Here is an 11,780-nt window from a genome sequence, read left to right on the forward strand (position 1 = left end):
CCTTTCGTCGCCATGGTCGCCAGCGTGGGGAGCAGGTCCGGGCGTGTACCGGTCCTGGCAAAGTACGAAGTGCTCGAGGAGCGCATCAACGGGAAAACCTGGTCATTGCACGAACTGATGATCGGATTCTCCAACGACGTCGGCTCCATCGGCCGCCTCCTCCTCGCCCACGACGGGACCTGGGCCATCGACGGTGATCCGAAAGCCGAGCTGGAACACAGACTCGCCGAATCGATCTGGTGGACATTCGTTCTCGCCGACAAGCTCGATATCGATCTGGACGAGGCTTACGCCGACACGATGTCCAGCATCCGTGCCGGACTGGAATCGACCATCGCCCGCACCGAGCCGCGCGCATGACCACCCCTGAGCTGACCCAGCACCTGCACGCATCCGACACGCCCGAGCACGTACGGACACCCCGCGTGGACTACGTCGCCGTGCTCGGCAACGGCGCCCCCGGCAGCGACGAGTTCTACCGCAAGAAGATCCTCGTCTCCGGCATCGCCCGCGCCCTCACCGAGAGCGACGAGACTCCCGTCGTGGAGCTCCAGTTCTGGTACCTGGGAGGCTCCGCTCCGGTGGAGATCGCGGACTTCTACAGCGTGAACCCGATCCCGACCCTGCGGTATCGGGTACTCACGCGCGTACCCGAAGGCACGACCGAAGCGGACATCGCCGCCGCGCGCGCCCGCGCCGCGAGCACCGCGGACACCGCCGGCGACGACGTCACGGCATTCTCGATCCCGGAGCAGGACGTCGTCCAGGTCATGCACCACGGACCGTTCGCGGACGAATTCGCAACCCTCGAACGCCTCGGCGACTACGCGCGACGCCGAAATCTGCACCGAGCCGGCCCCCACCACGAGATCCATCTCGACACCTTCACCCGCTCCACCCCGCAGGGCACCCTGCGCACGATACTCAGAGACCCGGTCAGCGGGGATGCGGCCGAGGTGACCGACGGATCACCCCGGGTACCGTGAAGCTCATGACCTTCGCAAACGTGGGCACCCTCGGCGTCCGGCCCGGTAGACGTGATGACGTCGTCGCGATTCTGACGCGACCCAACCCCCAGCTCAACGAGGCCGGCTGCCTCCTGTACGAGGTCGGCATCAGCGACGACGAGCCCGACACCGTGTTCGTCGCGGAGTTGTGGACATCCGCCGAAGCACATCGTGCGTCACTGCAACTCGACAGCGTTCGTGCGGCGATCGAAGAGGCGATGCCGCTTCTGTCGGGCCACATCGGCGGACATCAGTTCACCGTCACCGGCTCACCACTCCGCGGCTGATCCTGCGCCCGCTCATTGTCAACGCCAGGTCAGCGCGCCAGCCCCGCCATGACCCTGGACGTCTACAGCGACCTCTTCGATGACGACCTTGACGCCCTTGCGGACCGGGTGAATCGAACCCGTTTCGATTCAAATGTGGGCAGGATGTGGGCGGAGGACCCTGCCGAAGAATGACAGAAGCCCCGCGACCCCAGTGTTTCCAAGGGTTCGCGGGGCTTCGACAGTGGCGGTGACGGTGGGATTTGAACTCACGACCCTGGTGTTGCGCTTGCTCAGAAGGCACGGATTCTCGCGGTTTCGATCAGGTCATGAGGTGTTTCAGATCAGCTATCCAGTGTTCGATTTCGCTCATCCGTTGCCAGGGCGTTGCCACCGGACTTCTACCGATACGAGTAGCTAAGCGGGTCCAACGCAAGTCAGTTCGGACCTGATGACAAGTCACGTCGTTGGCGAGACCTGATCAGCATCACGATGAGGACACCTATATCAATTGCTGGACCCACGACATTCAATAGGAATACCAGACCGCTCGGCCCGACACACTCACTGGATCGTAGGTGGCAGCGGTAGCGAGCGAGGTGGATGAGACAAACCGTTCAGGACGGGTTCAACGGATGATGTGTCGGACGGCGCCCAGGCGCCAGGGACCGTGCCCGAGTTCAGGGCAGGGTGAGCAGCGCTGCAACGAGGCGTGACCCGAAATCGTCCTCAGTGCGTAGGACGACTCGGTTCCGCGCGCCTTCGACGGCGACCGGCCCGTGGTAGGCCCGTCTCAGATCGACGATGGTGGCGCCGCGCGATGGCCCGTTGGCCAGTTCGACCGTGATGGGCGAACGGGCCTCGTGTAGGACGGATTCGTCGCCGACGGCGACCGCGACAGCGAGAGGGTCGTGCAGCGCGCATTCCTGTAAACCGAAGACGTCCTCGTAGAACCCGAGATAGTGATCCAGCGCTTCGCCGATCAGTCTCGCGGTCGCGCTGGAGGAGGCCTGAAGCTGGGCGGCGTCCGCGGCGGTGAGGCGCTGGCGCATCGTTGCGTCGAGCGGCACCATGCGTACGCGCATGGCAGAGGCGAAGACCCGCTGCGCCGCTTCCGGGTCGTGCCAGATATTCGCCTCGGCGACCGGGGTGGCGTTCCCGGCGTGTTGCACAGCACCTCCCATGACGACGACCTCATCGATCAACGTCGCGATCGACGGGTCCATAGAGAGCGCGATCGCAAGGTTCGTGGGTGGTCCGACGGCGATGATCACCAGTCGACCCGAGTATTCGTGGGCGAGACGGACGATCGCCGCGGGCGCGGACTCGGCTGATGGCTGTCGCGCAGAGGTGGGGAGCGCGACGCCGCCGAAGCCGTTCGTCCCGTGGACGCGGTGGGCGGTCCCCGCGAAGGCCCCGTCCAGCGACGTCGCCGCACCCGTGTGAACCGAGATGTCCGGTCGACCCGCGACAGCAAGCAGATCGAGCGTATTGATCGTCGCCTGTGCAACGGAGACGTTGCCGAAGACCGTTGTGACCGCGACGAGCCGGTCCCCGTGGCGCGCGAGCATATAGCCGAGCGCCAGGGCGTCGTCGATCCCGGTATCGCAGTCGATGACGAAGAGGCGGTCGTCAGGTTCGGTCGAGGGGGTGATGGATTGCACGGATCTGCCTCTCGTCGGCCGCCCGGAGGCCGGGTCTGTCAACAACTCGTTAAGACTTCGTTTCGGTGTGTGCCGAGACCGTATCCCCGGAAGATACTGGGTGCGGAATCGATTCGTCACAAGTGTATCCACGCGGAGCGTGGGAGCGGAAGGAATGGCACGTGAGATCGCGCCGCGTGTATCTGGCTGGGCCCGAGGTGTTTCTGCCGCAGGCTCGCGAACTGATCGAGCGCAAACGTGCGCTGAGTGCGAGCGTGGGCTTCGAGCCGTCGCCCCTGCACGCCGACCTGAGCCCTGGGGATGCGGCGACGCCCCTCGGGCGAGGAATCGGGATCAGTCGTCGAAACGAGCGGCGGATGGACGAGGCGGAGATCTGCATCGCCAACCTCACACCCTTCCGCGGCATCAGCGCCGACGTCGGCACAGTCTACGAACTCGGCTATATGGCGGCTCAGGGCAAACTCGTTTTCGGCTATACCCACGAACCTCGCGACTACTCGGAGCGCGTGGCGGCGTACGACGGCGGGACGGCTCGCGACGAAGAGGGCATCCTCCGGATGACAGACGGGCAGATGGTCGAGGACCACGGAATGTCCGACAACCTCATGCTGGAAGGCGGCATCCTCCTGCGCGAAGGGGCCCTGATTCGCGCGGCCCAATGGGTGCCGTGGGACGACCTCGGTCCTTTCACGCGATGCCTGCAGCATATCCGCGACGTGCTCCGCTCCGGCGCATGACGAACGTCCAACGAAGGAGGCACACGTGAAGCAGATCAAGCTGGGCGTTTTCGAGTTCGCAACACCGAAACCCACGTGGGCGCATCCGCGCGCGACGTCCCACCGCTACGGCGAGCTCGACTACTGGATCGAGTACGCCCAGAAGATGGATGCGGCCGGCTTCGATTTTCTCTTGTTCGCAGACGGCTATGGATTCACCACCGTCGACGGCAAGCTCTCGGACGCCGCGGTCAAGCAGGGCTTCGCCGGAAGCGATGCGATGCTTATGATCCCGGCGCTTGCGCACGCGACGCGTGACCTCGGCTTCGTGGTGACGTATCCGACCGGAAGAGACCACCCGATCCAGACGGCCCGCCGCTTCGCGGCGCTGGATCAGCTCACGCACGGACGGATCGCCTGGAACATCGTGACGGGGGCCGCGCAGGACTCGGTCGCCTCTCTCTTCGGTGACGCCGTGATGGTGCCGCACGACGAGAGGTATCGGCGTGCCCGGGAGTACGTGGATCTCGCACTGAAGTATTGGGAGGGGTGCTGGGAAGACGGAGCGGTGGTCGAAGACCGCGAGAGCGGGATGCACGCGGATCCCGCCAAGTTGCACCGCGTCGAACACGAAGGCACGTTCTACCGGTCCTCGGGGTACCTCTCCGTCGCGCCGACGCCGCAGCGGACGCCGCTCCTCTTCCAAGCCGGTACCTCGCCCGCGGGCAAGGCTTTCGCCGCGGAGTATGCCGAATGCGTGCTCGTTCAGGCGATGTCGGCGGAGCAGGTCACCGAGGCGGTAGCCGACATCCGAGCGCGCGCCGACGCCGCCGGCCGCGACCCCGCGCGGATCAAGATCGTCGTCGGGATCACCGTCAATGTCGCTCCCACCCGCGAGGAGGCGCTCCGTCTGCGCTCCGACTACGAGGCGCTGACATCTGACGAGGATGTCGCCACGGTGTACAAGCACCGCACGGGCATCGACCTTCTCGGTCTCGACCCCGACCAACCCCTCACGCAGGTGCCGGCCGAGCTGCTGAAGACCGAGCTCGGCCAGACGAACGTCGATCGCTTTCTCCCGCGGGACGGCGAGTCGGGACCGACGGTGCGGGAGATCCTCGTCGAGCTGAAGAACCCGGGCTTCGGGATGGCGGGGGACCCCGCCGACATCGCCGACCGGATTGAGGAGCTGATCGACCGTACCGACCTCGATGGGGTTCTCATCCGTCCCGTGTTCGGGCTGCAAGAGGTCGACGCTTTCGCTGAGTTCGTCATGCCGGAGTTGCGACGCCGGGGACGCCTTCCGCAATTCCCGTTGGAGGCTGCCTCTCTACGAGAGAGGATGCTCGAAGCCGGTCCTCGAATCTCGGACGACCACATGGGCGCCCCGTTCCGAGTCGAGACGGCGGCAGCTGGCCATTAGCCGGAACCACGGGGAGGAGTCAGGAGGCGGCGACCCCACGGTTGGCAGCGCCCGGATGCGTATCGCTCAGGCGAGGATGTCCGCTCAGCCGCCCGCGGAAGGTGTCGGCCGCGGACGAGGCGGGGACGCGGAGGCCACGCTCTTGCATGACGGGCAGGACGTGGGTGACGAAGCGCTGCAGCTCGGCGATGTCCAGTGCCGGTTGCAGCATGAAGCCGTCGATGTCGGTCGCCTCGACGATGCGCGTCATGGCGTCGACGACCTCTTCGCCGCCCCCTGTGATGGTCCAGTCGCCGAGTTTCGCACCCTTGAGGTCGTCGAGGATCTCACGCACGGTCATCGCGCGCTCGCCCGGCCGAGGGAGGTACTTGCGCACGTCGCTCTGGTTCATCTCGCCGAGATCCGTGCCGCGCTGGCTGAGGGGCAGGGTCGCGTCGAGCGACATCAGGTCGATGCCAGCGAGGGCGCGGAACTGACTTGCCGCACCCTCGTCCGTCTGCAGATCGATTATGCTCCTGCGCCATGCGTGAGCCTCGTCGCGGTCCGGGCCCGCGATGATGCTGACGCTGCAGAACATCGTGATGTCGTTCGCATCCCGTCCATACGCGACCGCTCGGCGCCGGATGTCAGCGACGCTCTCAGCCGTGCGTTCCAGGCTCTCGGACTTGACGAAGACGCACTCCGCGTATCGCGCTGCGAAGTCCTTGCCCACCTCCGAGGTGCCAGCCTGGAACAGGACAGGCGTGCGCTGAGGCGAAGGCTCGACGGTGAGATAGCCGGACGTGCTGTAGAACTCGCCACTCAGGTCCAGACGGTGGATCTTTGACGGGTCGGCATAGACACCGCGATCCCGGTCCACAACGACGCCATCGTCCTCCCATGATCCCTCCCACAACGCGAGCACCATCTCGAGATACTCCCGTGCCCGCGCATACCTGTCGTCGTGGGCGCGCATCTGCTCGTGGCCGAAGAGGAGCGCGATCGCGTCCTGCGAGGAGCCGGTGACGACGTTCCACCCGAGCCTTCCCTTCGTCAGATGGTCGAGCGAGGCCAGGCGTCTCGCCGTGTGCACGGGGTGATCGAGACCGGTCGGACTCGTGAAGACGAGACCGAGCCGCTGCGTCGCGTACGCGAGGGCCGGGATCAGTGTCATCGACTCCACCCCGGAGAAGCTGCCCCCCTCGACGGCTGCGGGCAGAACGTCGCCATCCGCGTCTATCGGGTACCCGTAGCCGTCCGCGAAGAACAGGTAGTCGAAGTCCGCCGCGTCGAGCAGTTGCGCCATCTCGACCCAGAAGGCGAGGTCGGTGTACTCGTGGTGGCGGCTCTCGGGATGCCGAAGAGCGAACTTGTTTCCGTTCGCCGCTCGCGCGGACTCGAAGACGCCGAGGCCGATTCGCTTCATGGGGTTCCTTTCACAGACAGAGATGCCGCGCTGACATGCAGAGATGCCGCGAGCGGTGCTTTGAGGCGGGTGCGTGCGTCAGCCGGAGATTCCGAGTCGACGCGTGACCCAGCCGCTTACGATGCCGAGAAGCAGGTAGACGACAAGGACGACGATCACCAAGGCGATGCTCGCCGCCCACAGCTGCAGGTACTCGGCGCGTGCCGACGACAGAGTGAGCAGATATCCGACGCCATTGCCGGTGGCGAGCCACTCGGCGAGCGTCGCGCCCGCGATCGCAGCGGGCACGGCAATTTGCGTCGACGCGATGATCGAGGGGACGGCGTACAGCAAGCGCACCCGCCGCGCCGCATCGAAACTCGACCCGCCGCTCGCCCTGACCACATCGATCGCGCCGTCGGGCGCGGCGCGCAGCCCCGTCATCACGTTCACGAGGGTGGGGAAGAAGCTCACGAGGACGACGACGATGGTTACCGTCAGGATGCCTCGCCCGAACACGATCACGACGATCGGCAGCATCGCGAGGATCGGGAGCGACCTGAGGACGATCGCGAGCGGTAGCGCGACCCGGCTGAGTCCGGGCACCGCCACCAGCGTGAGCGCGCCCGCTATGGCCAGAACGATTCCCACGATGAAGCCGGTGGAAGCATCGATCACGGTTTCGCCCAGCGCCACGAGGAAGACGCCCCAGAACGCCTCCGGGCCCAGGCCGCGCAGGGAGTCGCCCGTGAATGCGTACACGAGGAGCTCATGCGGCAGCTTGACGAAGTACTCGTCGAGGCCGAAAGCGAACCGCAGTGAGTACCAGAAGGCGATGATGACGACCAACGCGATGAGAGCGGAGCCGATCGCGGACCACGAGGCCAGCGGAGTCGATTGGGCGCCCGCAACCGAGGTGCCGACCGACGTGCCGCGACCCGCCCACGGTACGACGACCCGAGCCAGGAGTGCGACAAGACCGAAACCCAGGGCGGCGATGACGCCCGCGAAGATCCCGATAGCCCAGACACGGTTCACCAGCATCATCTCTTGAGCCGAGATGAGGAGCGCACCCAGTCCCTCCGCCGAACCGAAGAACTCGGCGATCAGCGCGCCGAGCACCGCCGCGGGGACGGCGATCTGCAGAGCGGCGACGATGCTCGGCAGCGCCGACCACAGGCGCAGGAACCTCAGTCGTGCCCACTCGCGTCCTCCGCTGGCCGTGATGACGTCGAGGCTGCGGTCGTCGACGGAGCGAAATCCGAGGAGCACCCCGATGAGGAGGGGGAAATAGACGAAGAGCGCGGTGACGACGACACGTGCCATCTCGGGCTGCAGAGCCGCGATCAGGATCGGTGCGATCGCGACGGTCGGAATCACATTGAGGACGATCGCGACGATCATCACCACGGGCTGGCTGATCGGCAGCAGGAAGCAGATCGCCGCGAGCGGAATGATCACGATGATCGACCACATCAACCCCAACGCCGCGTTGTTGAGCGTGAAGAGCGCATTCCTTCCGATGAGTTCTGCGTCAGCCGCCAGCTGCGCTCCGAGCTCCCAGGGGAAGGGGATCACGTGCCGACCGGAGAACGCCCAGGCCACCAGGATCCACGCGGCGAACAACCCGACGATGAGCGTCGCGGGCAGGACGAAACTGCGGGGTTCGATTGGTCTGCGTGACGCGCGGGGGGCCTCGGTGATATGGGTTGTCGCCATCACGTGCGCTTCGCTTCGAACAGCAGCTGAGACAGCTGATCCGCGTACGCGTGAAACTCCGGGCTGGTGCGCGCTTCTGTCGTGCGGGGCCGCTCCAGCCCGACATCGACGCGGGCGACGATCCGACCCGGACGGGCCGCCATCACGAAGATGTGATCGCTGAGGAACACGGCCTCTGCGAGAGAGTGCGTGACCAGGAGGGTGGTCGTCGGTCTTTCCGTCCAGATGCGCTGCAGTTCGGTGTTCATGGTGTGACGCGTCATGTCGTCCAGTGCACCGAACGGCTCATCCAGGAGAAGCACTGTGGGCTCGAGGACGAGCGCACGCGCGATCGCCACGCGCTGCCGCATACCGCCCGAGAGCTGCGCGGGTCGTGCCTTCTCGAAGCCCGCCAGGCCGGTGAGCGCGATCAGGTCCGCGATCGCTTTCTTCTGGACCCGTCGCCCCGCGACCTGCAGCGGGAGGGCGATATTGGCCTCGACCGAACGCCAGGGCAGAAGTGCGGAGTCCTGGAACGCGACACCGATGTGATGCGCCTGCTGGACGTCGGTAGCAGACCGGCCGAGGAGCGACACCTGCCCAGACGTGGGGCTGTCGAGTCCCGCGAACATCCTTAACAGGGTCGACTTGCCGCATCCCGACGGCCCGATCAGTGCCGTGAATGATCCTCGGTCCGTGTCGAACGAGACGCCATCGAGCGCCGTGACCGGACCTTGGCTGGTCTTGAACGTCTTGACGACTTCCTCGGCGCCGAGGCCGGCTCGAATCGAGCCCGCCTCGGCGCCGAGGGCCGATGCCGAGGCATCCGTCATCAAAGGATGCCTTCGGCTACGGTCAGGTCGAAGATGTCGTTCGCATCGAGGTCGATGACCAGGATGTTGTCGAAGAGCGACTGCGTCTCTTCGATGCCGGACTCGGTGACCTCCAGCAGCGCGCCGCCAGAGCGCTCCCGTCCACGTTCGATCAAGTCGGCCCACACTACGGCGCCCTCGACCTGGGTCTCGAGCTCGAGCCCCAGCTGCTCGCCGTATGCCTCGTAGGTGATCTCGCCGACGGCCGCGGGGTCTTCCAGGAGGACTTCGACGCCCACGAGTGTGCCTTCGATGATCGCGCGGATCTGCGCCAGCTTCTCGGGATCTTCCAGCGAATCCTGGCGCACCGTCAGGATCGAGCTCCATCGGTTGTGGCCGTGGTCGGCGACCGGGATGACGCTGGTCTCGATTCCCTGCGCGGCCAGGACGACCGGCACGTTGCCGATCGGACTTACGATCGCGTCGACCTCACCTGAGGCAAGGGGAGTGGGTGAGCCGTCGACCGGTACGGTCGTGATCGTGTCCATGTCGAGTCCGCGCCACTCGAGGAACGGCAGGGTGGTGCGGTCGTTCGCGCTCAGTCCGATCGTCGCGCCCTCCAGATCCATGGGTTCTTCGATGCCCGAGTCCGCGAGCGAGACGATCGCGTTGGAGGAGTACTGGTAGACGGCAGCGACGCCGACGAGCGGTGCGCCACTCAGTACGGAATTCGCGAGCGATTCGGTCGTCATGAGCCCGACGAGCGCACCGCCGCTGACGATCTGTGCGTCGACGGCGACTTCCGGTCCGCCGGGAAGGATCTCGACGTCGAGGCCGAGGTCGTCGTAGTACCCCTCCTCAACGGCAGCGATGATGGCGCCGTTCTCGATGTTCGGAAGCCATCCGAATTGAATGGCTGCTGCACCCAGATCTGCCGGCGCTCCGTCGGCGGACGGGACGGATGCGGGCTCGGAGCCCCCCGCGCAGGCTGCGAGGGTGAGGGATATTCCGGTCACCGCCGCGAGTGCGGCGAATCGGCGGGCGGACAAAGAACGGGAAACGCGAGTGGACATCTCGGTGCTCCTTATGGTGGAGGTGATTGGACGTGCAGTGTTCGGGTCAGATGGATTGGGAGGGATGGAGGACGGGACGCGGGAGCGCCGACAGTGCGGGCGTGGGAGTGCCGATGAGACGTTCGCGAAGTGTGCCGCCACGAGGTTCGGCGGGCATGATGCCGTTCTCACGCAGGAGCGGCACGACTTTGTCGATGAATGCGTCGTATGACACGGTTCCGCCGAAGGTGCACTCGATGAGGTAACCGTCCAGATCGGTCTCGCGCGCGATCTTTTCCAGCTCGGCAGCGCACTGGGACGGTGTTCCCGTGATCTTGAATCCGCCGGTCGTCTCGACGATCCCATCGAGGATCTCTCGCACCGTCGGGCTCTTCCCATCCGGCGACTGATACTTCAACGCGCTCGACTGGCCTACTTCGCTGCGAACGCCGTCGAGTGTGTCTTCCGGGTCGTACTGCATGAGGTCAACACCGCTCCAACCCATATACAGGGCCGCCATCGCGGCGGTGCTGGGTGCTGTCGACAGCGACCGGCGGAGCTCCCGGGCCTCTGCTTCGGTGTCCCCGACGATGACCGAGACGCTATTGACGACCTTCACGGAGTCGCGCGACCGGCCCGCGGCCTCTGCCGCGTCACGCACACGTGCGACCACGGCCTTCGCCGACGGGATGTCCCGCTTCTGTACGAAGACGGCCTCGGCGAAGTCCGCGGCGAAGCGCAGGCCTCTCGGGGAGGTACCGGCCTGCATGAGGGTCGGGGTGCGCTGCGGTGAGGGGTTGGCGGGATAGTAGCCGTCGAAGTCGAAGTACGTGCCGTGGTGCGTGATCCGCCGCACCGCGGACGGCTCGATCGCCACGCGCCTCGCCTTGTCGAAAACCATCGCGTCGTCGTCCCACGCTGTCTCCCACAACTCGAGGCACAGATCGACGAACTCCTCGGCGCGGTCGTAGCGCAGATCGTGGGCCATGACCTCGGTCTCACCGAGCAGTCGCGTCAAGGATTCCTGCATGTCGCTCGTGACGATGTTCCAGCCCAGGCGTCCGTTCGTCAGGTGATCGAGCGTGGTGAAGCGGCGGGCATGGACATACGGTCGATAACCGCCTCGGGCACCTCGCCCGCCGAGTTCATGGGGTATCCCGACGCATCGGCGAAGAACAGGTAGTCGAAGCCTCCGTCGTCCAGGCGGCGTGCCAACTTCTGCCAGAACGCGAGGGTGGCGAACTCCTCGGTCTGGCTCAGGGGGTGCGACCACGCATTCGAGAGGAAGGCGGGTGACATTACCTCGAACGCGCCGAATGTGAGCGGCTTCGTGCTGGCGGTCATCTGGTGCCTCCTCTCGATAGGGCTTGCGGAATCGATTCTGCACTCCACGGGAGGTCGGGATGCACCAGCGACGCATTTCGTAAACGCCCCGAAAAGATTCGTCATCCGGCCGCAACAAACGGAGGCCGGATCGAACTCTTTCCGTCCCGCTGCGATTCGCGCACGGCGGATGGACCGAACACCGGTGACGATTCCGGCCCGCGGGGGACAGGCGCGCGGTCAGGCGATGAGTTCGGCGAGTTCCTTCTGTCGCGACGCCGCACGAGCCCGGATCTCGCGGACGTCCACCGTCGTGATTTCGCCGTCCTGCACCACGATCTCTCCGTCGACCAGGACGTGCCGCACGTCTCGCCCTCCGGCGCACTCGTAGACGAACGCCTCCGGCGAGGCATAGGCCGCAGCATCGGGGCCGTC

At 65.8% G+C, this 11,780-nt stretch carries 12 protein-coding genes and 1 pseudogene; 5 read left to right on the forward strand and 8 right to left on the reverse strand.

The annotated features are described in order from the left end of the window. The 3 genes from DI573_RS11270 to DI573_RS11280 form a co-directional block, all read left to right on the forward strand. The coding region (locus tag DI573_RS11270; RefSeq protein ID WP_292814142.1) for a hypothetical protein at positions 1-360 on the forward strand (360 nt) is incomplete at its 5' end. Continuing rightward, positions 357-986: a GyrI-like domain-containing protein gene (locus tag DI573_RS11275; RefSeq protein WP_292814145.1), complete on the forward strand. Its 630-nt coding sequence runs from the start codon at positions 357-359 to the stop codon at positions 984-986. The genes DI573_RS11270 and DI573_RS11275, both read left to right, overlap by 4 nt. Before the next feature lie 5 nt (positions 987-991). Next, positions 992-1,294, forward strand: coding sequence for a putative quinol monooxygenase (locus DI573_RS11280; RefSeq protein ID WP_292814148.1), 303 nt, complete (start codon positions 992-994; stop codon positions 1,292-1,294). Positions 1,295-1,953: 659 nt separating this feature from the next. Here the strand turns inward: DI573_RS11280 and DI573_RS11285 are convergent. Then, complete coding sequence (locus DI573_RS11285) at positions 1,954-2,937, reverse strand: nucleoside hydrolase (RefSeq protein ID WP_292814150.1); 984 nt, start codon at positions 2,935-2,937, stop codon at positions 1,954-1,956. Positions 2,938-3,098: 161 nt separating this feature from the next. Between DI573_RS11285 and DI573_RS11290 the strand changes: the two genes are divergently transcribed. Then, complete coding sequence (locus DI573_RS11290) at positions 3,099-3,674, forward strand: nucleoside 2-deoxyribosyltransferase (RefSeq protein WP_292814153.1); 576 nt, start codon at positions 3,099-3,101, stop codon at positions 3,672-3,674. 25 nt (positions 3,675-3,699) lie between these two features. Further along, entirely contained in the window at positions 3,700-5,076 is a 1,377-nt protein-coding gene (locus tag DI573_RS11295; RefSeq protein ID WP_292814156.1) for an NtaA/DmoA family FMN-dependent monooxygenase, read from the forward strand. Positions 5,077-5,095: 19 nt separating this feature from the next. Here DI573_RS11295 and DI573_RS11300 read toward each other — a convergent pair whose 3' ends face one another. From DI573_RS11300 to DI573_RS11330, 7 genes and pseudogenes are all read right to left on the reverse strand, one after another. Beyond that, positions 5,096-6,481, reverse strand: a complete 1,386-nt coding sequence (locus DI573_RS11300) for an NtaA/DmoA family FMN-dependent monooxygenase (protein ID WP_292814159.1) — start codon at positions 6,479-6,481, stop codon at positions 5,096-5,098. Between the two features lie 78 nt (positions 6,482-6,559). After that, entirely contained in the window at positions 6,560-8,179 is a 1,620-nt protein-coding gene (locus DI573_RS11305) for an ABC transporter permease subunit (protein ID WP_292814162.1), read from the reverse strand. Beyond that, the gene (locus DI573_RS11310; RefSeq protein WP_292814165.1) at positions 8,179-8,991 is read right to left on the reverse strand and encodes an ABC transporter ATP-binding protein; all 813 of its coding nucleotides are present in this window, start codon (positions 8,989-8,991) and stop codon (positions 8,179-8,181) included. The genes DI573_RS11305 and DI573_RS11310 overlap by 1 nt, the downstream gene beginning before the upstream one ends. Then, entirely contained in the window at positions 8,991-10,043 is a 1,053-nt protein-coding gene (locus DI573_RS11315; RefSeq protein ID WP_292814167.1) for an ABC transporter substrate-binding protein, read from the reverse strand. Before DI573_RS11315 ends, DI573_RS11310 begins: the two co-directional genes overlap by 1 nt. A 46-nt stretch (positions 10,044-10,089) precedes the next feature. Then, positions 10,090-11,178, reverse strand: coding sequence for an NtaA/DmoA family FMN-dependent monooxygenase (locus DI573_RS11320; RefSeq protein ID WP_292814170.1), 1,089 nt, complete (start codon positions 11,176-11,178; stop codon positions 10,090-10,092). Continuing rightward, positions 11,091-11,366: a hypothetical protein gene (locus tag DI573_RS11325; RefSeq protein ID WP_292814172.1), complete on the reverse strand. Its 276-nt coding sequence runs from the start codon at positions 11,364-11,366 to the stop codon at positions 11,091-11,093. The genes DI573_RS11320 and DI573_RS11325 overlap by 88 nt, the downstream gene beginning before the upstream one ends. Before the next feature lie 219 nt (positions 11,367-11,585). Next, positions 11,586-11,780, reverse strand: a pseudogene (locus DI573_RS11330) (hypothetical protein); the annotation flags it as partial.

Origin of the sequence: Microbacterium sp. (genome assembly GCF_003248605.1) — a bacterium.
GTDB lineage: Bacteria > Actinomycetota > Actinomycetes > Actinomycetales > Microbacteriaceae > Microbacterium.